This is a genomic window from Maribacter polysaccharolyticus (genome assembly GCF_028882255.1).
Classification (GTDB): domain Bacteria; phylum Bacteroidota; class Bacteroidia; order Flavobacteriales; family Flavobacteriaceae; genus Maribacter_A; species Maribacter_A polysaccharolyticus.
Genome location: NZ_JARBUY010000001.1, coordinates 472,198 through 498,375 on the forward strand (window position 1 = coordinate 472,198; position 26,178 = coordinate 498,375).

The following is a 26,178-nucleotide window of genomic DNA, read 5'->3' on the forward strand; positions in this document are numbered from 1 at the left end:
AATCCGTATTGAATGTCTTATTTCATTGTTTTATCTTTACCAGCTTTAAATACAGAAAATGAACATTTCTTATAACTGGCTGAAACAGTTTCTTGATATTGATTGGAAAGCAACGGATACCGCTGAACTTTTGACCGATTTAGGTTTGGAAGTCGAAGGTATTACCAAATATGAAACCGTTAAGGGTGGTTTAAAAGGCATTGTTGTGGGTCATGTACTCACATGTGAACAGCATCCAAATGCCGACCGCTTAAAATTGACTACGGTCGACATTGGTCTAGAGAAACCGGTACAGATAGTCTGTGGTGCACCAAACGTAGCGAAGGGACAAAATGTACCTGTGGCCACGATAGGAACCGTACTTTACACCAAAGAAGGGGAACCTTGGACAATTAAAAAAGGGAAAATCCGGGGCGAAGAAAGCCATGGAATGATCTGTGCCGAAGATGAACTAGGTCTCGGGGATAGCCATGATGGGATAATGGTCTTGGAAGAATCCTTGGTACCTGGGACACCATTTGCCGAAATCGTGGAAATAGAAAACGATGAGGTTTTTGAAATAGGACTCACCCCGAACAGGGCCGATGCAATGAGTCACTACGGGGTAGCAAGGGATTTAAAGGCCGGACTTAAACAAAAAGAAGTCGTAAAGGAATTGATTACCCCATCGACCAGTCATTTTAACATTGCCGATCGGTCATTGAAAATGGATGTCTCGGTTGAAGATAATACATTGGCTCCCCGGTATTGTGGGTTGACCATAAGCAACCTAATCGTACAACCCTCCCCGAATTGGTTGAAAGATCGCTTAAGGGCGATTGGTTTAAACCCGGTCAATAATATAGTCGATGCGACCAATTATGTCTTACATGAAATGGGACAACCCCTCCATGCCTTTGATGCCGGTCGAATATTAGGCAAAAAGATAGTGGTCAAAACCTTACCTAAAGGAACCAAATTCATGACCTTGGACGGTATTGAAAGGGAACTGCATGAAGAGGACCTAATGATCTGTGATGGGGAAAAACCCATGTGTATCGCTGGCGTTTTTGGCGGAATCAACACAGGGGTCACCGAAAATACAAAATCGATATTTTTGGAAAGTGCCTATTTCGACCCCATTTCCATACGCAAAACGGCAAAAAGACATGGATTGAACACCGATGCCTCATTTCGATTTGAAAGAGGTATCGATATAGAAAATGTGGAATATTGCCTTAAACGTGCCGCCCTATTGATTACGGAAATCGCAGGCGGGGATATCACATCGGATATCGTGGATCTATATCCAAATAAAAAGGACGATTATCAGGTATTCCTGACGTTTGAGAAAATAGACCACCTTATTGGCCAAAAAATACCACGTGATACGATTAAATCCATTTTGGCCTCTTTGGAGATCAAGGTGAAAAATGTAACCGAATCTGGGATGGGATTGGTAATACCGTCCTACAGGGTCGACGTACAACGGGAAGTGGATGTGATCGAGGAAATACTCCGGGTATTTGGCTACAACAATATCACATTTGGAGATAAATTGAATGCGTCAATTGCCCCTATATCCAAATTCGAGGATTACAACCTACAGGATATCATCGGTGACTTCTTGGCTTCCAGGGGGTTCTATGAAATCATGACGAACAGTCTTACCTCACCGGATTATGTCAATCTGATAAAGGAATTGGACCCCGGGCATTCCGTGACCATGCTAAATCCCTTAAGTGCCGATTTATCGGCAATGCGCCAAAGCATGCTATTGAATGGCCTAGAGACGATTTCATACAATATTAACCGCAAGAAAAACAATCTTAGATTTTTTGAATTTGGGAAAACGTACCACCAGTATAGTGATCGGTATGTAGAAAACAAACACTTAAGTCTATTGATAACCGGAAATAGGAACAATACAGGCTGGGCTTCCCCTGCGAAACCTACCGATTTTTTCTTTTTCAAATCGGTCGTGATGAACATTTTAAATCGATTGGGTATTTCGGACAGTAATCAAAACCCGGTCGAAGGCTCTTTGTTTTCGGAAGGATTGACCCTTACAGCCAAGAAAATGAAAATCGTCGATTTCGGGGTCATACACAAATCCCTGGTCAAACACTTTGATATTAAACAAGAGGTGTTTTACGCTGATTTTCATTGGGACAATATCATTGAGTTGGTACCCAAATCGGAAATCAAATTCAAACCGATTCCCAAATACCCGGAAGTCAAAAGGGATTTTGCCTTACTGATCGATGAGGGCATCGAATTCAAGCAAATTCATGACATGGCCTTCCAAACTGAGCGGAATCTTCTGAAAAAGGTAACCTTGTTTGATGTTTATACCGGAAACAAACTACCCCAAGGCAAAAAATCCTATGCGGTAAGTTTTACCCTGTTAGACGATAAAAAGACGCTTACCGATAAGCAGATCGATAAAATAATGTCTAAACTCCAACAAAAATACGAAACTGAATTAGGGGCCGAATTAAGGTAAATAAGCCATTTTACTGGGAAGGATAACACTGTCTATGGTGTGGATCACCCCATTGCACCTATTGGTATCCGCAGTTATTATCTTGGCCGAATTCCCGAAACTATCGGTCAAAACGATATCGATCCCCTGTATGGAGACCGTAAGCGCTTCCCCTTGCACGGTCATGAGCTTGGCAGTACCCTGACCCTTGCAGAGGGCCGAAAGTAGGTTGGAAGCGGAAAACTTACCCGCAATGATATGATATCTTAAGAGCGCCTGTAAATCACTTTTATTTTCAGCTTTAAAAAAGTCCGAATCCGTATTCCCAAACAGGGTATCGAAAGCTTTATCAGAGGGCGCAAAAATGGTAAATGCACCGTTTAAAGCCAATATATTATCCAGTTCGGCCGCTTTCATAGCCATGAACAATGTCCTGAAATTTGTCGCATTCGATGTGTTCGAAAATATGGGTTCTTCATACCCCATGGCCAATAGGTCATCGTCGATACCGGCATCAGGCCCTTGGGCGGTAACAAAAAACGTCCAGAAAAACGTCAATAGGGCAAGTCGGGGAACAAAATGGCTCATAATTGGTTTAATTTAGGGCTTGATAACATTTCATCGATAAACGGTATGAAATGATCGACAATATACAACATTAACCCATGTAGAAAACAGACTTATTGTGCACTTTGACGTATTTAACATAATATTAACAATACGGGTTTAACACTGTAAAATTTGCAAAAAAGGCAAAATGTTTTATTTTCAATGGATTAAGATTCAATAAGCTATGAAAATGGAGAAAACAAATCTGAAAAAAGCATTGGACAAGGTTAAATCGAAGCATTTTGAATCGGTCGATATCCTGGTAGAAGTACAAAAAATCCTGGAAGAAAGTGATAAGCGGCAAGACAGGGTTGAACGAAACCTATTATCGGGTATGTCCGGGAATTCCAACGCATTCCATTTTGATAAATTGAAAACGGGGAACATTTACCATATCGAACACATTCGAAAGATCTGTATCGACTATCGCCTGCGTTTTTTGGATACGAAATACTTTAAGGGTGATATTCCGCAAGAGGCAATCTCAAAAATAAAGCAACTCGAAAAATTTCATGCAACCGAACTTTCCGGATTCAAAATAATCGCTCCTTCCAAACTTTTTAAATTAAAGGACAAGGATGACCCCTTGTTGTTCGCCCCTATAGGCAACGATTATTATTATTTTATCCATAAATGGGGAAACGACCTCCATCCTTTCCGCAAAGTATTCATGTGGCCGTACAAAAACGTGGTAAACCTAGTACTTACGGTATTGGTATTGAGTTTTTTGACCACCTTGATCACCCCTATTGAACTTTTCACAAAAACCACTTCGGGTTATGAATTTTGGCTATTGTTCTTCTTTATGTTCAAATGGGCCCTTGCCGTAGTTTTGTTCTATGGTTTTGCCAAGGGAAAAAACTTCAACCACGCGATTTGGAAAAGCAGGTTTCTTAACTCTTAATGTATTTTGGAATAAAGCCTAAATTCAATCCTGAAAGAAAAACCGGTAAGGCACTCCATTCAAATCAATATTTCCCAAAAATTCCGGCCCAGGCTCTAGCTGTATTCGCAAAAGTCCCCCTTTATCGGCATCATCGCTCTTTTGATATCCTACGATCATATCGTCGTTGGTCACATCATAGCTGACCATGGTAGTATTCCCTATTTTATATTCGATCCCCAATTGCGTGGCGGTCAGAAAATTTTCATAGTAATACAAAACGCCGAGATTATTGGTAAAATCATAGATTGCCGGTATACCGACAAAATCCGCAATTATGGGTTTTACATAAAAAAGCCTTCCGGATTCATCAAAAAAATTCTGCTCGACCCTATTGAATTCAGGAGCCGTGGCACCCCCATAGTTCACATATTGCACCCCCAAGGTAGCACTGTTTAAAATCGTATGCAGTTCTTCATAAGAAATAATCAGCTGTTGCCGTGTGTCCGTAAATATATTGACTACATCATATCCCAATCCTTTTTCGTGGATTACCGACAGGGACGCCATATCAATGACCGAAAGTCCGTATTCCTCGGTAATGTCCAAATCGAAGGTCAATACGAACAAACGACCGTTGGTGATGGCCATCTGCACCGGTTTTTTATCCAATGCTATATCGGTACTATTATTTTCCTCTTGCGCCAAGTCGATGGCCCGAACAAAATACCGGTCGATTTTTGAAGTCTCTTCGATCGTGTAGGCCACAAACAAGACCCCACCACTAAACGCAATGGAGGTTACTTCAAGGGCACAATCCAATTTGTCCCCAAAAACATCCACCGTTTTAGACCCATCCTCATTGAAATCATGGAGAACCACCTGTCCGTCACATGCCGTCAATTTAGTATAAAAGGCAAAAGTCGAACCTTCCCGGAACGTCAATTCCGGAACCGGAATATTTTCAAAGGAGCTTTCTGCCGAACTGAATTCGAAGCCGGTTTTTGTCGCCTCTAAGGTTTGCACGGTCAGTTCGCCGTTGTTTTTCATCAATAGCGCATAGTCCGCGGCATAGAAAGTTTCTTCTCCTGTTTCTGTGAGATTTGTTGAGGTGTCTTCAGAGGTACTGCAACCTAAGACCACCAATGCCACTAAGGCATAAAGAATGCTGTAGGTTTTCATAATGTAAGATTTAGGGGCCGATAAGACTATCCCTTCACATCGTACATTTTATTGCGCTGTTCTTTAATAGCCTTATCGGACATATATTCATCAAACGTTAAATATCTGTCAATGTTGCCTTTAGGGGTCAATTCTATGATTCGATCGGCAACCGTCTCGGCAAACTCATGATCATGGGTCGTAAAAAGAACGGTTCCTTTGAAATTTTTCAAGGAGTTGTTAAAGGCGGTAATACTTTCGAGATCCAGGTGGTTGGTCGGTTCATCGAGCATAAGTACATTGGCCCTGAGCAACATCATCCTACTTAACATACAACGCACTTTCTCACCTCCGGAAAGCACCGTACATTTTTTTAGGGCCTCTTCCCCACTAAAAAGCATTTTGCCCAGAAAGCCCCTTATATAAACCTCTTCCCTTTCTTCCTCGGTCTTTGCCCATTGCCTTAGCCAATCGACTAAATTGATGTTTTGGGTAAAGAAATCCGAATTGTCTGCCGGCAAATAGGATTGCGTAGTGGTCACCCCCCATTGAAACTCACCTGCATCCTGCTTTTTATTGCCATTCAAGATTTCATAAAAAGCAGTGGTAGCCCTAGAATCCCTGGAAATTATTGCCACCTTATCCCCTTTCGCCAAATTGATGCTTACCTGACTGAAAAGTAGATCGCCATCTTCTGAAGAAGCTGCCAATCCTTCAACATTCAAAATTTGATCGCCCGCTTCACGCTCACGTTCAAAAATCAATGCAGGGTACCTTCTACTTGAAGGCTTAATATCTTCAACCTTTAGTTTGGACAGCATTTTTTTACGGGAAGTAGCTTGCTTACTTTTTGCGACATTCGCACTAAAACGCATGATGAATTCCTGTAACTCCTTGGCTTTTTCCTCGGCCTTCTTATTTTGTTGGGCACGTTGGCGGGCGGCCAATTGGCTACTTTCATACCAGAACGTATAATTCCCTGAGAACAGGTTCAACTTACCAAAATCTATATCGGCAATATGTGTACAAACGGCATCCAAAAAGTGACGGTCATGCGAAACGACAATTACGGTATTTTCATAATCCGCCAAAAAGTTCTCTAACCAACCAATAGTCTCATAATCCAAATCGTTTGTAGGCTCATCCATGATCAAGACATCAGGATTGCCAAAAAGGGCTTGGGCCAACAACACCCTCACCTTCAATTTAGAATCCACATCGGCCATTGAGGAATAATGCAATTCCTCATGGATCCCCAAGTTGGATAATAAGGCAGCGGCATCACTATCCGCATTCCAACCGTTCATCTCCTCGAACTGCACTTGTAATTCCCCGATTTTATCCGCATTGGCATCGGTATAATCTGCATACAAGGCATCTATCTCATTTTTAATCGAAAAAAGGGGTTTGTTCCCCATGACCACCGATTCAAGCACCGTATACCCATCATAGGCATTGTGGTTTTGCTCGAGTATCGACATTCTTTTCCCTGGTTCAAGGTGCACATGCCCCGAGGTCGGATCGATCTGTCCGGATAGGATTTTCAAAAAGGTACTTTTACCGGCACCATTGGCGCCAATGACCCCATAACAATTGCCTTGGGTAAACGAAACATTTACTTCGTCAAACAATACACGTTTACCGAACTGAACAGATAAATTGGATACAGATAACATTTTCCTTTTTTTAAAATCCGTGCAAAAATAGACAATTAAATAGCGATAGACCAATAAACTTTAGCGTTATATAAGGAATACCTTAACGAATCGAAATGGTATTTTAACTCGTATTTAACAGGGATACATCATTGGGTTCACTAATTTTGATAGTATATCGTATATACTGTTATATGAATAGAAGTTTACTCATTCTTTTACTTTCTGTCCTGGTAGGTTGCAGTGAAGACCATAAAAATTCGTCCAGTGTTTTTTTTAGCGGAGAAATCGTAAATCCTACCGACAACTATGTGGTTCTATTCAAGGGTGACAAGCTCATAGATTCCGTAGCTTTGGACGATGACAACAGATTTGCCTTTAGGTTTGACTCAATCGAAAACGGCCTTTACCATTTTAAACATGCCCCGGAATACCAGAATGTTTATTTAAATAGAGGGGATAGCCTTTTTATACGATTAAATACGGTTGATTTTGACGAATCGCTCGTTTATTCGGGAAAAGGGGAAGAAATCAATAATTTTATGATGGAGGTCTATCTCACCAAAGAGAATGAGAAAAAAATCATAAACGATTTCTACCGTTTGGAACCTAAGGGATTCAGTAGGAAAATCGATTCTTTACAACATTTGAAGTTGGATCTGTTGAACGAACTCAACCTTGATTTCCCGTTTACCGAAAAAGAAATGGAAATCGCCAAGGCCGATATCGTTTATAATTATGCCAAATACAAGGAACGTTACCCTTTTAAACATAAAAAATTCTCCAAAACGAAGAACAAAATACCGGACCTCGATAAATCGTACTATGCCTACCGCAATGAAATCACCTATGACAATAAGGACCTGACTTATTTAAGGCCTTATTATGAATTCATGGTAAACCATTTCGGGAATTTATCTTTTATGTCCTGTACGGAAGGTTGTGAGATAAAGGATAATATGGCCAGAAACCACCTTCATTTCAACAAACACAAAATGAAACTCATAGATAGTATGGTCGTGGAAAAGGATTTAAAGGACAACCTTTTTAGAAACGTGGCCGTCGACTATTTATTGAAAGTGCACGACACCCCTGAAAACAATAGAATTTTCATGGAAGTCTTTCAAGCACTATCAAGTGATAACAAGCATATGGCCGAAATAGAGGATCTGTATAACGGCATTAAGAACATTCAGCCCCAAAATAGAATTCCCGAAATTGAAGTGACCAATTTCAATGGGGAAAAGATCACCTTACCCAATATTGCGAAAAACAGGAAAACCGTATTTTATTTTTGGTCCGGGACCAATAGGAAACACCTCAATAATATCTCAAATCGCGTAAAACAACTTGAACGGGAAGAGCCCAATTTCGACTTTGTAGGTATCAATGTAAAAACCGGTCAAGACGAATGGAAATCCTTGGTAAAAACCTCGGGTTTTGATGCCTCCTCACAATTCCGATCGGATAATTTTGAACAACTTACGAAATCGTTGATCGTATACCCCTTGAATAAATGCATCATAACCGAAGATGAACAGATTGTTGATGCCTTTGGGGATATTTATAAATCATTCGATTAAAAAAACCCAAAAACCATTGGTTTTTGGGCTCTTATTTATTTTTTATACCAAGTAAGGATCAGTTACCCTTGTTATAATCCGCTAAGAACTTTGCCAATCCACTATCGGTCAATGGATGTCTTAAAAGACCTTCAATGGATGAAAGGGGACCCGTCATTACATCGGCTCCTATTTTGGCACAATCGATAACGTGCATGGTATGCCTTACGGATGCCGCCAATATTTGGGTTTCAAAAGCATAATTATCATAGATGTGGCGTATTTCGGCAATCAAATTAAGTCCGTCAGTGGAAATATCATCCAACCTACCGATAAATGGAGATACATAAGTAGCTCCCGCTTTGGCGGCCAACAACGCCTGACCAACCGAAAAGACCAAGGTACAATTGGTACGGATACCATTATCGGAAAAATATTTTAAGGCCTTAAGACCATCCTTGATCATTGGTACCTTAACCACGATCTGCTCGTGCAACTCTGCCAATTCCTCACCTTCTTTTATCATTTCACTGAATTCGGTGGCAATTACTTCCGCAGAAACATCGCCTTCCACGATATTGCAGATATCAACATAATGCTTTAGAATATTATTTCGCCCTGTAATGCCTTCCTTGGCCATTAATGACGGATTAGTGGTTACCCCGTCAAGGACCCCAAGTTCTTGGGCTTCTTTTATTTGTTCTAAATTGGCGGTATCGATAAAAAATTTCATGACTTCGTATTTATTTAATTATTATCCCAGGCATTCAATGGTATTGAATCCGGCAAAATTACAACTTATAATGGTTCAACAATAACTTCTCATACGTTTTGTCTGGCAATAATCGTTTTAAGACAATAGAGAATTTTTGCATAAAAGACCCCACTTTATAATGTACCTTCGGTTTTTTGGTGTTTAAAATGCCATACACCTTTATCGCTACTAGTTTGGGATCGCTACCCGAATCAACATCTTCATCGATCAGTCGTAAAGTGTTCCCATAAGGCGCTTTATAAGGGGAATCGGTCAGAACGGGAGCGTGATATCTTCCGCTGGCGATATTCGTAGCGAAATCGCCCGGAGCCAAATTACTGATATGGATACCAAAATCCTTCGTTTCCATTCTTAGGGCCTCAGTGGTAAGTTCCAGTGCTCCTTTGGTAGCCGAATAAATGGCACGATAAGGCAATCCCATGTACCCTGCGATAGAGGTGACATTGATGATACGTCCGTGTCCTTGTTTTCGCATTTGGGGCAATACGGCCTTGATCATATGTAAAGGTCCGTGAAAATTGGTTTCAAAGGTTTTAAGGATCTCCTCATGGGGGGTTTCCTCTATGGGCCCCGTAATACCGACCCCGGCATTATTGATCAACACATCCAACCGCCCATCCTTAGTTAAAATTCTATCAATGGCCATTGCGATGGTCCCGGTATTCCTCACATCCAATTCCAATAGATCGAAATCGCTGAAATCGGGATATTTGTTAAGATCTCTAGTCGTACCGTAAACCTTATAACCTTTGCTTTTTAGATAATTTCCGATTGACCTTCCTATACCGGATGAGCCACCTGTGATAAGAACTATTTTTTGCTCCATAATAGTTGCAAAATTAAAGAATAATACAGCGTCTTGTAGAATTTGGATTCAGAATCCGTCAATATGAAAAAATGATATGTAATCCGATAACCGAACACAGGCCTTACGAAAAATAAAGGCATAAAAAAACGGCAAGCTACCTACATCGCACCGCTACGACCGTATACCCTTGCTGCGTTCCCACCCTGGGGGATTCTACAGGAGCTGGTCGTGTAGGACTTGCCGAGTGCAAATATACAACCTTTTATATCAAAAAATAAACCTTAAATAGGCTCTTTATACCACAAATAAATAAAGCCGTTGTTTTCCAATGCATTATAAACCCATTTCACGATACAACCTGCATACCAACGTCACCTAAAATTCAATCAATCGTTTTATTTTCTGATCTATATCAAGTAACTTGGCCCCTTGATTGCCGATTGCAAACACAGACTGCCAGACACTACGGGGTCTTTCTTTGAATCGCACCTTATTATATATCAAATTAAAAGTTTCATGAATACACTTAAATTTTTTGTTGTTTGCAATTTCCTTCTACTCTTGATCATAGGCTGTGGCAGTGGAAATACCAAGGCATCCTCTTTGTTCGAGATTAAGCTCGAAGGGAACAAAACGGATTTCAAACAACACGAATCCATCGGCGTGGCGATAAAAAACAAGAAAGACAAAGCCATCAACAAAGTAACCTATACGATTGACGATAACGAACTCCAAATAAATGGCAATAAACTGACTTTCGATCTTACGACCCTGGGCAATAAAACCCTAAAGGCGACTATCGACTACGATGATACCAGTGCGGAGATCTCCAAGAAAATAAAAGTGTTGGCCCCAAACCCTCCTGCCTTGTACACCTATGAGATCATCAATGAATTCCCCCATGATATTGGAGCATACACACAGGGATTGGAATTCCATGATGGGGTACTTTATGAGAGTACAGGGAAAAAGGGGAAATCCTCGTTGAGGAAGGTGGATTTTAAAACCGGGGAGGTTTTGAACAAAATAGCCTTGGAAAACTCCCAGTTTGGAGAAGGGATTACGATCATGGACGGCAAGATCTATCAACTTACCTGGCAAAGTGGAATCGGTTTTGTCTATGACCTTGAAACTTTCCAAAAAATAGATGATTTTCAATATGGGCAAAGTAAGGAAGGTTGGGGATTGTGCAACGATGGCAACAGAATCTTTAAAAGCGACGGTACGGAAAAAATTTGGATCCTGAATCCCGAAACCTTGGTGGAAGAAGGACATATTGAAACCGCAACGGATAAATCGGTTTTCAATATGGCCAATGAATTGGAATATTTGGACGGAAAAATCTATGCCAATGTGTATCAAAAACCCAGTATGATGATCATTGATGCCAAGAGCGGAGCAATTGAAGGGGTCATCAATTTTGGCGGTTTAAAGGAAAAAGTGACCAAACATCCCGAATTGGATGTGTTTAATGGCGTTGCTTATCACCCGGAACGAAGAACTTTTTTCGTAACCGGGAAAAACTGGGATAAAATGTTCGAGGTAAATATCATTAAGAAATAATGGAAGCTTACGAAAAGCGCATATGTGTATCCAAAGCTGACCTTGATGAGTTGGACCACGTGAACAATGTTCGCTATGTACAATGGATTCAAGACATCTCAAAAGAGCATTGGGAAACCACGGCCCCTAAAGAAATGCAGGCCGGTATTCTTTGGGTGGTCAAAAAACACACCATAGATTATTTCAGTTCCGCGGTTTTAGGCGATAATATCCTTGCAAGGACCTATATCGCCAGTACAAAGGGAGCCCTCTCGATACGATGTGTGGAAATGTACAATTCCAAAACAAATGTGCTTTTGGTTCGCGCCCAAACCGAGTGGTGCCTATTGAATGCCCTTAACTTAAAACCGATCCGAATTTCCACGGCCATAAAAAATGCTTTCTTGAGTACATAATCCGTACCCTTAATACATGTCGCATTTTTCATCCTTATTTCCGCACTGCTATTTTTGTTGGGATGGAGTTCTTGCCGGAAGGATTTTGAATATGCCTCCAACCCCGGAAATTTGACGTTTTCAAAGACCACCGTATTTCTTGATAACGTTTTTTCCACTATATCACATAGCCCCTACACCTTAAATGTGTACACCCCAACCGAGAAGATATTGAAATACCCTTTATATAATTAAATGAATGGGATGATAGTGGCTATTGATTGAATGTCGATGGTGTCGCCGGGAAAGAATCCACGAATCTACCCCTACTTGGTCATGATAGCCTTTGCATTATTATTGAAACCACTTACGACCTAACCAACAATACGGATGATACATTCCTTAATATATACCGATGCAATCACTTTTGGTAGGGATACCGCAATCCAAGAAGTGCGATTGGTAACCTTGGTCAAAGATGCCCTCTTCCTTTATCCAAGGACTGCAGCAGACGGCTCCGACCAAACCCTCAGTTTGGAAATGGGTTTTGGAGATGAAGCTATATATATATAAGGAAGGATATTATTTACAGCAGGACGAATTAATGAAAAAACCCTATGTGGTTTATGGTTATGCGATAGTAGCTGAAAACCAAACCCTGACCATTGAAGCTGGCTGCCGTGTTTCTTTCCATGAAGATTCCGGTTTGCATGTAGCCGAAGGGGCTTCTCTGTACCTTAGTGGCAGATTAAGCCAAGACCAAGATCCGTTCGAAAATACGGTGATTTTCGAGGGAGACCGACTAGAACCCAGGTATGGGAACAGCAGGTCAATGGAACGGTATTTGGATCACTAAAGGCAGCAACGCCAATCTTATGGAGCAGCTCCCTTAAAGAATGCCATCTTGGGAATAATGGTGGAAGGCCACAAGACACCGCAACCCCCTACCCTAACGATCAGGAATTCGCAAATACACAATTGCACAGGTACCTTTGGGCCAAAAATACCTATGTCATCCACGAAAATACCATTTTAGACAGTTCCGGTCTGAATTCCTTATTCTGTAATCAAAGAGGGATTTACGACTTCACCCATAATACCATGACCAATTCTTGTTCCCATAGCATAAGGTTGGGAACCACTATCTGTTTGAGCAATTACAGTGGAACGGATTCGGGATACACGATAACGGCCCAATTCAAGAATTGTATCATTGATGGTATTGCCTGCGTGAAATCTCTTTACAGACTGTTGGGATGCACACCTTGTTTTTTTCTTTCGACCATTCCCTTATAAAATTTGAGGATAATACAGGTCAATTTGCAAATGACCCTTTGTGCGAATTTGGCGACACTACGCCATACAATCAGGTATTTACACATCAATATACTGATTTTAAACTTGTTAAGAAAGGTGTGTGTTTGATCAAGGAAGAATCGGAAGCCATAAATAAGGTCGATTTAAACCATGCCCTCAACATCCCCTTTGATATTCTAGGTACCGATAGAACGGAAAATCCGGACATTGGAGCCCACGAATTCACCCCAAGAATGCAATATGTCGTTAAAACTCAGGTAAAAGGAAGTATTTTCCTTCAATTTCAATTATTTCTTTATCGTATAAAGACAAACCTCATTTTTTATAAGGTTTTCCTTGGCCCTAACTTCGACTACAATCCTAACTTTGCCCTTAAACAGCTAAATACATGGAATTTAACTACTCCATAATCGATTCTGACGCCACTTCAAATTTGCAATTGCAGCATTTTTTGGAGGAATATGGTGATTTTTCGTGTGTTTCTTTAGCTAAAAACAGTACCGACGGTTTAAATTCAATTTTGAAATATTCCCCCGATGTCGTTTTCGTAAACTTGAATGAAAATTCCCGTGAATATTTCCATATGGTCATGGAGCTCCACCAATACATCAAAAAATTACCGGTATTCATCGGGATTTCCAAAACCAAGGAACACGCTTATGATGCCATCAAAAACGGTTTTTTCGATTATTGGTTAAAACCGTACAACGAATTTGATATTAGAAAATCCTTGTTACGCCTTAAAAAGCAACTGCCGGAACCGGTTGCAGCCCCTGCCCTTTCCCAAGCCCCGACTATTTGCTTAAAGTCGTACCGGGATTTCCAATACTTAAATACCGATGACATACTTTACCTACAGGCAGATAACAATACCACGGAATTCGTAATGAAAGACGGCAGTGTTGTCAACGCCTTTAAGACGCTAAAGACGTTCGAGAACCAATTACCATCGAATTTTATCCGCATCCATCAAAGCTATATCATCAATACGGTTTTCATTTCGGGCATCAGCTATGGAAAATCGTTATGCACCCTAAAACTTCGCAACCTACAATTGCCATTTTCAAAATCCTATAAATCGAATATTGATGAGGTAAAAGAGCGTTTATCAAAAACGGTTATTCCTACATCTAATTAAGTTTATTCTTTCAAAACTAGTACGAATACTAGTAAAAACAGGTTGAATACTCACAAATTTCAAATGACCCCATTTTCCTCAATGGGGCTTATTAGTTTTACAACATAATAAAACAAACCCCTAACACAAAATTTTATGATTATGAAAAGAGCACTTAGTATTTTGGCAGTATTGGCATTAATGATCGGATCGACAGCCATGAGTACCGAAAATGAAATTCAAGAACAAAACAACATAACCTGTGATGACTGTGCCCACGATAAGGACAGAAGGGAAGCCGAAGTGGCCCAATGCGATGACTGTGCCCATGATAAGGACAGAAGGGAAGCCGAAGTGGCCCAATGTGATGACTGTGCCCATGATAAGGACAGAAGGGAAGCCGAAGTGGCCCAATGCGATGACTGCGCCCATGATAAGGACAGAAGGGAAGCTGAAGTGGCCTAACCAATGTTCACTCATTGATTCCTAAGATTAAAGGGATAAGAAAGAGGATCCCTCAAAAACAAAAAGGTCTTAATCTTTGTAGGATTAAGACCTTTTTGTTTACATTAGTACCACCATGCTTAGAACAAACCGACCTACAATTTTCCACCTCACCAAAGGGTTATTACTGCCTCTATGGTGTATTCTTTTTTCTTCTTGTAGTCAACCCGATAACCCACCGGCCACTCCGGAAAACGTTGCCAACGACAGTATTTTAAGTTGGATATCCCAAAGTCGAAATCCGGTGACTTCCATAACAGAGAAAAAACAATTGCTCCAAAAGGCATTTTTGGCCGCCGATAAGAGTCCTGTGGATAGTACCCGACTCAGGTATTATTCCAGACTTTCCTTGGCTTTTTTAGAGCTCAATGATTCAACTGAATTCCGAACCGTCAATAAAAAAACATTGTCCCTGGCCAAAAAAACCAATGATACCATAAACGAAGCTTATGCCCATTGGGACCTTGCTGATTTTTTTGAAACCAATATAGCAATGGACAGTGCGTTTTACCATTACCATCAGGCCCAAAAGAAGTTTGAAGCTGTTGGGGACACCTATTATTCGGGGCGCTTGTTCTACAATATGGCGCTAATCCAAACCGATGTCAAGGATTATACCGGCGCGGAGATCAATGCCTTTAATTCCATCGAACGCCTAAAGCCTTTGGACGAATACCTAAGACTGCATCGTTGCTATAATTTATTGGGCTCCATTTCCAACGAATTGAAGGAATATGAACGGTCTTTGGAATACTTTAATCTGGCCAATGAGTATCTCTCCAAAGTAAAAGATCAAGAGGTACGGAATAATTTTTTACCTAAACTTCAAAACAATATTGGCAATACCTATAAAAATCAAGGTAATTATGAAGACGCCAAAAGATATTACCAAAAAGCGGTATTCAACAATGATAGTTTAAGATTTAAAGCACCTTCCTCATACGCCTTATTCCTTAATAATTTTGCATTAAGTCGATTAAAATTGGGGGATACCTTAGGTGTTTTAAAGGATTTGGAAACAGCTAGGGAAATAAGAAAAAACCAAAAGGATATTGAAGGCCTATCACTCAGTGAATATACCTTTGCCGAATACTATCTAACCCAAAATGACACCGTAAATGCTCTGGAACGTGCAAAAATGGCCAAGCAATATGCCGAGGAGGGCTCAAACAACAAACGGTTATTGGCCTCATTGGGATTATTGGCCCGGATCGACCCCAAAAACTCCCTAAACCATACGCAACACTATATTGCCTTGACCGACAGCCTGCTTCAGATAGAACGGAAGGAACGCGATAAATTTACCCGTATACGTTTTGAAACCGACGAGTTTATTGCCGAAAACGAATCCCTTGCCCGAAAAAAACAAATTTGGACAGGATTATCCATAGGTATTTTCCTACTTGGGGTGTCCGTCTACGTTATCTTCTACCAACGGTCCAAAAACCAAGCTTTGCGATTTCAACAACAACAACAAACCAGTAACCAAGAGATTTTTGATTTGATGTTGTCCCAAAAACAGAAAATTGCCGAAACCAAAAAAGCGGAGCAAAAACGCATTTCAGAAGAATTGCACGATGGGGTCCTTGGGAAAATGTTGGGGGCCAGAATGGTATTGACCGGATTGAATAAGATCAACTCGGAGGAAGCCATATCGGAAAGGGCAAAGGCCATATCCGCCTTAAAGGATGTGGAAGGGGAAGTACGAGCCATATCACACGAATTAAGCCATGCAGCCTACCATAACATCAACAATTTCATAAATTCGATCAAAGATCTTTTAAAAAACATATGCTCCGCGAACGACCTCAATTATACCTTTGATTATGAAGAATCTCAGGATTGGGACAATATGAAAGGGGAAATAAAAATCAACTTATACCGTATGGTACAGGAGATTATGCAAAATGCCGTAAAACACGCAAATTGTAAGAATATTTTGGTTAGTTTTGTACGTAGAAATGAAATGTTATTGGTTGCCATAACAGATGACGGAAAGGGATTTGCCTCTAAACCGGGCAAAAAGGGTATCGGTATGAGAAATATCGGCTCAAGGATAGAAAAATTAGGTGGCACTTGGAACATAGACAGTACTTTGAATAAAGGAACAACGATTACTTTAAATATCCCCCTTGAAACTCAAGAAGCCGTTCATGAAATGAATCATGAAAATTTGAATTAATATTATTTGATACTTTTTATAGAAGGAAAGGGATTATGAAAACTATTCGACTTTTATCTGTTGATGACCATGCCATGACGGCAATGGGCTATAAATACATATTGGAAGGTTCAGAGTTTGATGACTTTCAAGTTAAGGTAGATACCGTAAATACTTTTGAAGGGGCGATTGAAAAAATCGATTTTTCCGCCCGATCACTCCCCTATGACATTCTCTTATTGGACATATCCCTTTTTCCATCCCATTCCGGGGATACCCGAAGCGGCGAGGACCTGGGCATCTATGCCCGAAAAAAAGTACCTACTTCCAAGGTCGTCTTTATGTCATCGTTTAGCGATAGTTACCGAATCAACAGCATTTTTAAAAGCGTAGATCCGGATGGATATATGGTAAAATCGGAAATAGACGAACAGTCGCTATGCGCCATGGTACGCACCGTTCTGGAGCGACCACCCTACTATACCGCCAGTGCCCTATCGGCGATACGAAAAAAAATGGCCAATGATTATGACCTGGTAGACGATACCGACAAAAAGATCCTACATTATATCTCCATAGGAACCCGTACTAAAGATATCGGTCCGTTGATTTCCGTTGCACCGACCACTGTGGAAGCCCGAAAAAGACAACTGAAACAACTTTTTGGTATAGAACAAGGCAATGATATTGAGTTAATTGAGGAAGCCAGAAACCGTGGATTCATTTAATTTATTTTTTTAACATTTTTCCACAACACACAACTTACTGACAATCAGTGTTTTTACTGATTATTCCTTTTAAACAAAGGAAAACCTCAGAAATTATAAGGTTTTCCTAAGCCCAATTTTCAGGACATAAAATTAGATTTGAGGTTATTCGTATTAAATAGACCCCACTCTTATGTCTTTAAAATCGGAAAATTTCGGAAATGACCCGCATTGGTCAACCCAAAAAGCTTCATTCAATGGGCTTTCAGGTCTTATCAACAATCTTGAAAAAAATTTTTTCTCTCAAATTTCAGTACGCCACGATTCCCCGATAAACGGGAAGATCAACTTGATCATTGAAATGGATTGTAACTTAAATTTGATCGATATGATCACCCAATCCTACAACGGGGCCTGGGGAACATTCAACCAAATTGAATATTCCCTTGCGGAGGATTTGGATACACTGGATCAATGCAATGATGCCGTGTTCGATGTGGATGAGTTCATCATCAACCTAAAGGATACCAGTATAGTCATCGATAAATTATACGACCAAAGTATCCCCGATCAATTGCCCAGTATATTTAGCAATCTGGAAAAACACTTCCTTGCATTGACGAAAAGAAATATTGAGGTCCCCTATGAAATTTTCGTAGCTGTTTTCGAGGAAGAACTTTTTACCTTAGCCCCCGTTTCCACGAACACCACACACAATTATTCCACGTATTGGGGCCTTTATTTTGAATCCGAAAAAGATGCCGTTATCTACGACCTGGAAAAATCAACTATACTTAGGGAGAATCTTTACATGATCAACAAATAACCTTACCCGCTTACAGTACATTATCCAAAACTGCAAGATTGGTTTCTTTTTTTCTTTTTACCAAATTTAAATTCCCCAAGGTAGGGTCGATCTACTCCCATCCTATGGAATAAGCCTATACATATATTCGGCTGAAAACCGACTATAAAGACAACCTGTCTTAAAGTATTTATTTAAGTTCTATGGACACCCTTCTTAAGAACCCTTCCCATATAATGACATAATCCGCTTCCCTTTGGAATTCGACCCCCAATAGTTGATAGTAATGATACTACCAGAACAAAGGCCCATACCTTTCTTGAACGAAATGGTATGGGCCTTACTATTTCCAATATCCGAAATTGGCAAGGAACTGTAAGATTCGAAAAATCCGACGCTTACCTTGGAGCATTGTTCAACCTCCAATCCAATAAAAGATACGATCCTTAGTTAAACAAAGGCCTTCCGTGCATCATGGCGTTGACCTCTTCCTTCACTTGGGCTACTATTTCCTCGTTTTCAGCATTGGTAAGTACACGATCGATAAAATCGACAATGACCCCCATTTCATCCTCTTTTAATCCTCTTGTGGTAATCGCTGCGGTACCAAAACGAATCCCTGAAGTTACGAACGGTGATTTATCATCAAAAGGCACCATGTTTTTATTTGCGGTAATATCGGCCTTAACCAATATTTTTTCCGCATCCTTCCCGGTGATATCCTTATTCCGTAAATCGATAAGCATCATATGATTATCCGTTCCACCGGAGATGATATTATAGCCTTTAGCCACAAATGCAGCCGCCATGGCAGCAGCATTTTTCTTCACTTGCAACATGTACTGTAAATACTCATCGGTCAATGCCTCACCAAAAGCGATGGCCTTTGCGGCAATGATATGTTCCAAAGGACCCCCTTGGTTTCCGGGAAAAACGGCTAAATCGAGCAATGCGGACATTTTTCTGAGATTTCCGTTCTTTAATTTGATCCCAAAGGGATTGTCAAAATCCTCTCCCATCAAAATCAATCCACCTCTTGGCCCCCTTAATGTTTTATGAGTGGTCGTGGTTACGACATGGCAATGGGGAATGGGATCGCTAAGAATGCCCTTGGCGATCAGACCGGCCGGATGTGCAATATCTGCCATAAGAATGGCACCCACACTATCCGCAATTTCACGAAAACGTTTAAAGTCCATATCCCGAGAATAAGCAGAGGCCCCGGCAATGATCAAATTGGGTTTTTCCTTCAAGGCAATTTCTTGGATGGCATCATAATTAAGTACACCTGTCTCCGCTTCTACGCCATAAAAAACAGGGTTGTATAATCTACCTGAGAAATTTACAGGAGAACCATGGGTCAAATGCCCCCCATGTGAAAGGTCAAATCCTAAAATCTTGTCCCCTGGTTTTAAAAATGCATGAAAAACAGCAGCATTGGCCTGTGAACCGGAATGAGGTTGCACATTGGCATAGGCGGCACCAAATAATTCCTTGGCCCTATCTATAGCGATTTGTTCAACTTGATCTACTATTTCGCATCCTCCATAATATCTTTTTCCCGGGTATCCCTCGGCATATTTATTGGTCAACACCGATCCCGCAGCCTCCATTACTTGGGGACTTGTAAAGTTTTCAGAGGCAATAAGTTCAATTCCGTTCAATTGCCTTTCTTTTTCGTCTTCTATTAAGTCGAATATAAGTTGATCACGTAGCATAGTATCTGTTCTGTTAAATGAATGGCAAAAATACAAATTGCCAATTGGTTTTTCATGGAAAATAATATATTTGATTCGGATTTTATCAAATATGAATTAACAACAGCATTATGCCGATACATACAAATAACCCAAGTAAAAAAACCTGGATACCCACTCCGGAAAATACCGACTTCCCTATACAGAACATCCCTTTTGGGGTCTTTTTGACACGGGACGACATTATTACGATAGGTACCCGAATAGGTGATACGGCGATCGATTTAGGCGCTATGCACCAATTGGGCTATTTTGAAGGAATACCCTTGACCGATGATATTTTCCTTCAAGATTCCTTAAATGACTTTATCTCCGACGGTCAAAAAACGTGGAGATTGGTACGTAATCGAATCAGCGAGGTTTTTGACATTGAAAATGAAACCTTGAAAAATAACGAAAACCATAAGAGCATTATCCTTTTCTCCTTGAATGAAATAGAAATGCAATTACCGGTACAAATCGGGGATTATACCGATTTTTACTCCAGTAAAGAACACGCGACCAATGTAGGCACCATGTTTCGTGATCCCGAAAATGCCCTTTATCCCAATTGGTTGCATATTCCGGTAGGATACCACGGAAGGAGTTCTACGATTATCCCTAGTGGAATCCCAATACACAGGCCCATGGGACAAACTTTTCCCAAAGGTGCGGAAAAACCGGTATTCGGTCCATCCAAATTGGTCGACTTTGAATTGGAAATGGCCTTTATAACAACGGATGCGAACAAGTTTGGCGAGCCAATCCCCATTGACAAGGCCGAAGAACATATTTTCGGTATGGTTTTGTTCAATGACTGGAGCGCCCGTGACATACAAAAATGGGAATATGTTCCCTTAGGCCCTTTTTTGGCCAAGAGTTTTGCTTCTTCCATTTCCCCTTGGATCATCACCCTTGATGCTTTGGAACCCTTTAGGTGTAAAGGCCCCAAACAGGATCCAAAGCCCTTTCCTTATCTTTCTATTGAAGGGGAACACAGTTTCGATATCAATTTACAGGTAGATATTGTTACGGAAGAAGGCATAGCTACCACCGTTACCAACTCCAATTTCAAGTACCTCTATTGGTCTATGGCCCAACAATTGGCCCACCACACGATAAATGGTTGTGTGGTCAATAGTGGGGATCTGATGGGCAGTGGAACCATTTCGGGGCCTACACCGGATTCGTATGGCTCAATGCTCGAACTTGCTTGGCAAGGCACCAAGCCCATTCCCTTAAATGACGGGACCGAACGCAAATTCATCGAGGATAATGATACCGTGGTTATGCGCGGTTTTTGTGAACGCAACGGACAACGTATCGGTTTTGGGGAGGTATCCACCAAACTGTTACCGGTATTTGAGCCTAAAAAACAAAAAAACAATGTGAAATAAAAGGTTTTTCAACGGGACAATACGATAATTTATCGTTTTACGTTATCTACAAACACAGTTTTGGCACAAGTGTTGAAAGTGTAGCTTAGAACGATAAATTTAAATGTCATGAAGAAACTTTTACTTTTTAGCGGAATATTACTTTTTATGTTATCCTGTGGTGGGGTCAAAAAAACCCAACAGGCCATAAACACAGGTAATTACATGAATGCCATTAACAGTGCCGTTCAAAAACTATCCGAGAATAAGAACAAGAAAAGCAATCAATCTTATGTGCTTATTTTGGAAGAGGCTTTCCAAAAAAACACGGAAAGGGAATTGGAACAAATTGCTTTTCTAAGGAAAGACGGCAACCCTGCGCATCTTGAAACCATTTATAAAGGGTACGAAAATCTTAAGCATATCCAGGAAGTCATAAAACCTTTACTCCCTTTATGGGTCAATGATCAAAATAGAAATGCTGAGTTTTCCTTTACCAACTATGACAATAAGATCATCGCCACGAAAAACGAACTTTCTTCGTATTTGTATGCCAATGCCCTGAACCTATTGACCAATGCCACCAATAAGTATGATTACAGAAAATCGTATGATGATTTCGAATACTTGAATGTAATCAATCCCGGATATGGGGACAGTAAGTCCAAAATGGAAGAAGCCTATCAAAAGGGCCAAGATTATGTAAAGGTACATATGATCAATAACACCGATAAGATCATACCCGTTAAACTCGAAGATGAATTATTGGACTTCAACACCTACGGATTGGATAACAAATGGACGAAATACCATTCCACCCATTTGACCGGTATCGACTATGATTATGATATGCAAATAGAGTTAAGGGAAATAAATATTTCCCCGGAACAGGTGAATGAAAAGCAGATCATTAAAGAAAAACAAATAATCGACGGGGAAAAATACCTTCTTGATGATGATGGCCATGTGGTAAAGGATAGTTTAGGAAACGAAATAAAAGTAGATCATTTTAGAACGGTCAAATGCCATTTTTATCAATATACACAATTCAAAACCGCTCAGGTTTCCGGATTGGTTAGCTTTATAGACTTGGATACCCAACAACAACTAAATTCGTACCCCCTATCAAGTGAATTTATCTTTGAGCATGTTTACGCCCATTCCGACGGTGACAAAAGGGCTTTGGACAATGATTTGGTTTCCTTACTTAATCTAGGAGCTGTTCCATTCCCTTCAAACGAAGAAATGGTCTATGATGCCGGTGAAGACCTGAAAAACCGAATAAAAGGTATTATAACCACTCACCGATTTAACTGATAAAACCGATTTAACCAATATAAAAGCCCTGAATACCTCAGGGCTTTTTTTATATAAAGGCTTTTAAATCGATGGCGTTTATGCCTCCATGGGATTCATGGGCCACCACTACCCCATTCCGAATTACCAAAAGTTGGGGCGATTGGTGGGTCACTTGAAATTTATACCCGGTTTCATTGGAAACCTCCCTAAAAGCATGAAGATCCAAATAATAAAGATCCATGGTCCCTTCCGGTATATCGTAGCTCCCATTAAAGGTGTTCAACACCATTCTGCTGATTCCACAAGTCGTGGAATGCTTAAAGATCACTTGGGTTTTAGCGTTCGATTTTTCCGCTATTTCATCTAACTGATGTACGGAAACCAATGGCTTCCATGGCACTTTCACCTCTACTTTCCCTGGTTTCCCCTCATTTTTACCAAATAAATCCTTAAATAAACCCATAATCTTTTTTATCTCTAAGTCGTTCGTAACTCCATTCCTTACAACTGCCGAAATGTCTCCTTATTCTTTAAATTAAATGCCATTCTGTCTGCTTGTTGTCCTTGGTAAGGTTATTGACATTCATCTTTCAAAAGTAAACCTTAACTTAAAAAAAGACACTGATGAACTTCAATAATTTTACCATAAAGTCGCAAGAAGCCGTTCAACTTGCCCAACAGATTGCGCAAGAAATGGGGCATCAACAAATTGAGAACGAACACATCTTCAAGGCAATTTCCCAAGTCGATGAAAACGTACTCCCTTTTATTTTAAAGAAACTGAATGTAAATACCGGTCTTTTAAACCAGATACTTGGGAAAGAGTTGGAAAGTTTTCCGAAAGTATCCGGCGGGGAGATCATGGTATCCCGGGAAGCGGGCAAAAGTTTGAACGAAGCCGGTAGTATCGCCAAAAAAATGGAAGATGAATATGTTTCCATTGAACATTTATTGTTGGCGATATTCAAATCAAAAAGCAAAATAGCCCAGATCCTTAAAGACCAAGGGGTGACCGAAAAAGACCTTAGGGCGGCAATTGACGAACTCCGTAAGGGCGGAAAGGTAACTTCACAGAGTGCCGAGGAGACTTATAATTCCCTGGAAAAATATGCACGGAACCTAAATCAAATGGCCGACAGTGGCAAACTGGACCCTGTCATAGGCCGTGATGAGGAAATCCGTCGTATTCTGCAGATACTTTCCAGAAGAACGAAAAACAACCCCATGTTAGTAGGGGAACCCGGCGTTGGTAAGACAGCGATTGCCGAGGGTCTGGCACATAGGATCATTCAAGGTGATATTCCTGAAAACCTAAAGGACAAGGTCATTTACTCTTTGGATATGGGTGCATTGATTGCCGGTGCCAAATACAAAGGGGAATTTGAAGAACGATTAAAAGCCGTCATCAAAGAAGTCACTTCCTCTGATGGCAACATTGTGCTCTTTATCGACGAGATCCACACCTTGGTAGGTGCAGGTGGTGGTCAAGGCGCCATGGATGCGGCAAATATACTTAAACCGGCATTGGCGAGAGGGGAATTAAGGGCCATAGGGGCAACTACTTTGGATGAGTATCAAAAGTATTTTGAAAAAGACAAGGCCCTGGAACGAAGGTTCCAAAAGGTCATGGTGGATGAGCCGGATACCGAAAGTGCGATATCCATCTTAAGGGGTATCAAAGAAAAATATGAGGCACATCACAAGGTACAGATCAAGGATGAGGCCGTAATAGGTGCCGTAGAACTTTCACAACGCTATATCACCAATAGGTTTTTGCCTGATAAAGCGATCGACCTTATGGACGAAGCCGCTGCCAAACTCCGAATGGAAATCAATTCAAAACCGGAGGAATTGGATGTCCTGGACAGAAAGATCATGCAACTAGAGATTGAAATCGAAGCCATTAAACGGGAAAACGATCAAGCTAAACTAAAGGTTTTGAACATTGACCTGGCTAATATAAAGGAAAAACGCAATGAAATATATGCGAAGTGGGAAAGTGAAAAAACAGTCGTCGATAGCATACAAAAAGTAAAAAACGATATCGAAAACTTTAAATTGGAGGCAGAACGTGCTGAACGTAGTGGTGATTATGGAAAAGTAGCTGAATTGCGGTATGGCAAGATCAAAGAAGCCCAAGAAAAATTAAATGCGCTTCAAAAGGAAATGGCCGAACAGCAAAAAGGAACAACCTTGATAAAAGAAGAGGTTACCTATGAGGATATTGCTGAAGTCGTTGCCAAATGGACAGGCATACCCGTTAACAAAATGCTTCAAAGTGAACGTGAAAAATTACTTAAACTTGAGGATGTACTCCACAAACGCGTTGTAGGACAGGAAGAAGCGATACAAGCCGTATCCGATGCCATACGAAGAAGTAGGGCCGGACTCCAAGATGCCAAAAAACCCATTGGGTCATTCTTGTTCCTAGGGACCACCGGGGTCGGTAAAACCGAACTCGCAAAAACCTTGGCCGCGTACCTATTCGACGATGAAAATGCGATGACGCGAATAGACATGAGCGAATACCAAGAGCGGCATTCCGTCAGCAGGTTGGTGGGTGCCCCTCCTGGATATGTTGGTTACGACGAAGGAGGCCAACTTACCGAGGCCGTGAGAAGAAGACCGTATTCCGTTGTGCTATTGGATGAAATCGAAAAAGCACATCCAGACACCTTCAATATCCTCTTACAGGTTTTGGATGAAGGTAGATTAACCGATAACAAAGGTCGTATTGCCGATTTCAAGAATACGATAATCATTATGACCAGTAATATGGGTAGTCACATCATCCAGGAAAAATTTGAAAACAACAAGGATATTTACAGTGCTTCAGAGGCCGCCCGTGTTGAGGTGCTCGGATTATTGCGAAAGACGATACGTCCGGAATTCCTCAACAGGATCGATGATATCATCATGTTCACACCACTGAACAAGAAAGATATAACCAAGATCGTGACACTTCAATTGGAGCAATTGAAAAAAATGTTGGGCAAACAGAATATCACCATTGACTTTACCAATGAGGCGATTACCCACCTTGCCGAAAAAGGATATGATCCACAATATGGGGCAAGACCCATAAAAAGGATCATCCAGAAAGAGGTTTTGAACAATCTGTCCAAAGAACTCCTTCGAGGTAGCATAAAGGCCGATAGTATCGTATTGATCGATTCCTTTGACGATGAAATGGTCTTTAGAAATCAAAGTGAATTGGTGTAGTACACCATAGATAATCATTAAATAAAGCCCTGACGCTAAACGTCAGGGCTTTTTTTTTACCTAAAATATATACCATGCAG

At 40.7% G+C, this 26,178-nt stretch carries 23 protein-coding genes and 1 other RNA gene; 16 read left to right on the forward strand and 8 right to left on the reverse strand.

From position 1 onward, the window contains the following. Nucleotides 1–58: 58 nt before the first annotated feature. On the forward strand, nt 59–2,485 hold the full coding sequence (pheT, locus tag PHU20_RS02080; protein ID WP_274823681.1) for a phenylalanine--tRNA ligase subunit beta: 2,427 nt from the start codon (nt 59–61) through the stop codon (nt 2,483–2,485). Here the strand turns inward: pheT and PHU20_RS02085 are convergent. Continuing rightward, the gene (locus tag PHU20_RS02085) at nt 2,477–3,052 is read right to left on the reverse strand and encodes a fasciclin domain-containing protein (protein WP_274823682.1); all 576 of its coding nucleotides are present in this window, start codon (nt 3,050–3,052) and stop codon (nt 2,477–2,479) included. The genes pheT and PHU20_RS02085 overlap by 9 nt on opposite strands. A 211-nt stretch (nt 3,053–3,263) precedes the next feature. Between PHU20_RS02085 and PHU20_RS02090 the strand changes: the two genes are divergently transcribed. Next, on the forward strand, nt 3,264–3,977 hold the full coding sequence (locus PHU20_RS02090) for a hypothetical protein (protein ID WP_338040866.1): 714 nt from the start codon (nt 3,264–3,266) through the stop codon (nt 3,975–3,977). 24 nt (nt 3,978–4,001) lie between these two features. Here the strand turns inward: PHU20_RS02090 and PHU20_RS02095 are convergent, their stop codons facing one another. Both PHU20_RS02095 and PHU20_RS02100 read right to left on the reverse strand, forming a co-directional pair. Continuing rightward, a complete protein-coding gene (locus tag PHU20_RS02095) occupies nt 4,002–5,138 on the reverse strand; it encodes a hypothetical protein (protein ID WP_274823684.1) in 1,137 nt (378 codons plus the stop codon). Nucleotides 5,139–5,164: 26 nt separating this feature from the next. Beyond that, nucleotides 5,165–6,793, reverse strand: coding sequence for an ABC-F family ATP-binding cassette domain-containing protein (locus tag PHU20_RS02100; protein ID WP_274823685.1), 1,629 nt, complete (start codon nt 6,791–6,793; stop codon nt 5,165–5,167). A gap of 173 nt (nt 6,794–6,966) precedes the next feature. Here PHU20_RS02100 and PHU20_RS02105 point away from each other — a divergent pair, with 173 nt between their 5' ends. Then, on the forward strand, nt 6,967–8,355 hold the full coding sequence (locus PHU20_RS02105; RefSeq protein ID WP_274823686.1) for a TlpA family protein disulfide reductase: 1,389 nt from the start codon (nt 6,967–6,969) through the stop codon (nt 8,353–8,355). A 58-nt stretch (nt 8,356–8,413) separates the two neighbouring features. Here PHU20_RS02105 and fsa read toward each other — a convergent pair whose 3' ends face one another. The 3 genes from fsa to ffs all read right to left on the reverse strand — a co-directional run bounded on the left by fsa (nt 8,414) and on the right by ffs (nt 10,160). Further along, the gene (gene fsa, locus PHU20_RS02110; RefSeq protein ID WP_274823687.1) at nt 8,414–9,067 is read right to left on the reverse strand and encodes a fructose-6-phosphate aldolase; all 654 of its coding nucleotides are present in this window, start codon (nt 9,065–9,067) and stop codon (nt 8,414–8,416) included. A gap of 58 nt (nt 9,068–9,125) precedes the next feature. Then, nucleotides 9,126–9,935: an SDR family oxidoreductase gene (locus PHU20_RS02115; RefSeq protein WP_274823688.1), complete on the reverse strand. Its 810-nt coding sequence runs from the start codon at nt 9,933–9,935 to the stop codon at nt 9,126–9,128. Nucleotides 9,936–10,061: 126 nt separating this feature from the next. Beyond that, an RNA gene (ffs, locus tag PHU20_RS02120) (signal recognition particle sRNA small type) lies at nt 10,062–10,160 on the reverse strand. A 273-nt stretch (nt 10,161–10,433) separates the two neighbouring features. Between ffs and PHU20_RS02125 the strand changes: the two genes are divergently transcribed. From PHU20_RS02125 to PHU20_RS02170, 10 genes are all read left to right on the forward strand, one after another. Further along, entirely contained in the window at nt 10,434–11,480 is a 1,047-nt protein-coding gene (locus PHU20_RS02125) for a glutaminyl-peptide cyclotransferase (protein ID WP_274823689.1), read from the forward strand. Beyond that, nucleotides 11,480–11,875 (forward strand): acyl-CoA thioesterase, encoded by a 396-nt coding sequence (locus PHU20_RS02130; protein ID WP_274823690.1) that lies wholly within the window; start codon nt 11,480–11,482, stop codon nt 11,873–11,875. Before PHU20_RS02125 ends, PHU20_RS02130 begins: the two co-directional genes overlap by 1 nt. A gap of 369 nt (nt 11,876–12,244) precedes the next feature. After that, nucleotides 12,245–12,427: a hypothetical protein gene (locus PHU20_RS02135; RefSeq protein WP_274823691.1), complete on the forward strand. Its 183-nt coding sequence runs from the start codon at nt 12,245–12,247 to the stop codon at nt 12,425–12,427. Then, a complete protein-coding gene (locus PHU20_RS02140; RefSeq protein WP_274823692.1) occupies nt 12,408–12,710 on the forward strand; it encodes a hypothetical protein in 303 nt (100 codons plus the stop codon). Before PHU20_RS02135 ends, PHU20_RS02140 begins: the two co-directional genes overlap by 20 nt. Before the next feature lie 400 nt (nt 12,711–13,110). After that, entirely contained in the window at nt 13,111–13,581 is a 471-nt protein-coding gene (locus PHU20_RS02145; RefSeq protein WP_274823693.1) for a hypothetical protein, read from the forward strand. After that, nucleotides 13,560–14,309 carry a LytR/AlgR family response regulator transcription factor gene (locus tag PHU20_RS02150; protein ID WP_274823694.1) on the forward strand — a complete coding sequence of 250 codons (750 nt, stop codon included), beginning with the start codon at nt 13,560–13,562 and terminating at the stop codon, nt 14,307–14,309. The genes PHU20_RS02145 and PHU20_RS02150 overlap by 22 nt, the downstream gene beginning before the upstream one ends. Before the next feature lie 141 nt (nt 14,310–14,450). Next, nucleotides 14,451–14,753, forward strand: coding sequence for a hypothetical protein (locus tag PHU20_RS02155; RefSeq protein ID WP_274823695.1), 303 nt, complete (start codon nt 14,451–14,453; stop codon nt 14,751–14,753). Between the two features lie 115 nt (nt 14,754–14,868). After that, nucleotides 14,869–16,974, forward strand: coding sequence for a tetratricopeptide repeat-containing sensor histidine kinase (locus tag PHU20_RS02160; protein ID WP_274823696.1), 2,106 nt, complete (start codon nt 14,869–14,871; stop codon nt 16,972–16,974). 35 nt (nt 16,975–17,009) lie between these two features. Continuing rightward, nucleotides 17,010–17,681, forward strand: a complete 672-nt coding sequence (locus PHU20_RS02165; RefSeq protein WP_274823697.1) for a DNA-binding response regulator — start codon at nt 17,010–17,012, stop codon at nt 17,679–17,681. Nucleotides 17,682–17,853: 172 nt separating this feature from the next. After that, nucleotides 17,854–18,486, forward strand: coding sequence for a hypothetical protein (locus tag PHU20_RS02170; RefSeq protein ID WP_274823698.1), 633 nt, complete (start codon nt 17,854–17,856; stop codon nt 18,484–18,486). Nucleotides 18,487–18,911: 425 nt separating this feature from the next. Here PHU20_RS02170 and glyA read toward each other — a convergent pair whose 3' ends face one another. Further along, entirely contained in the window at nt 18,912–20,183 is a 1,272-nt protein-coding gene (gene glyA / locus PHU20_RS02175) for a serine hydroxymethyltransferase (protein WP_274823699.1), read from the reverse strand. Between the two features lie 110 nt (nt 20,184–20,293). Between glyA and fahA the strand changes: the two genes are divergently transcribed. Then, on the forward strand, nt 20,294–21,598 hold the full coding sequence (gene fahA, locus PHU20_RS02180) for a fumarylacetoacetase (RefSeq protein WP_274823700.1): 1,305 nt from the start codon (nt 20,294–20,296) through the stop codon (nt 21,596–21,598). Nucleotides 21,599–21,706: 108 nt separating this feature from the next. After that, complete coding sequence (locus tag PHU20_RS02185) at nt 21,707–22,894, forward strand: hypothetical protein (protein WP_274823701.1); 1,188 nt, start codon at nt 21,707–21,709, stop codon at nt 22,892–22,894. 49 nt (nt 22,895–22,943) lie between these two features. On the opposite strand, the gene ytxJ is transcribed toward PHU20_RS02185, so the two are convergent. Continuing rightward, nucleotides 22,944–23,339 (reverse strand): bacillithiol system redox-active protein YtxJ, encoded by a 396-nt coding sequence (gene ytxJ, locus PHU20_RS02190; RefSeq protein ID WP_274823702.1) that lies wholly within the window; start codon nt 23,337–23,339, stop codon nt 22,944–22,946. 161 nt (nt 23,340–23,500) lie between these two features. Between ytxJ and clpB the strand changes: the two genes are divergently transcribed. Beyond that, nucleotides 23,501–26,098, forward strand: coding sequence for an ATP-dependent chaperone ClpB (gene clpB / locus PHU20_RS02195; protein ID WP_274823703.1), 2,598 nt, complete (start codon nt 23,501–23,503; stop codon nt 26,096–26,098). The last annotated feature ends 80 nt before the right edge of the window (nt 26,099–26,178 follow it).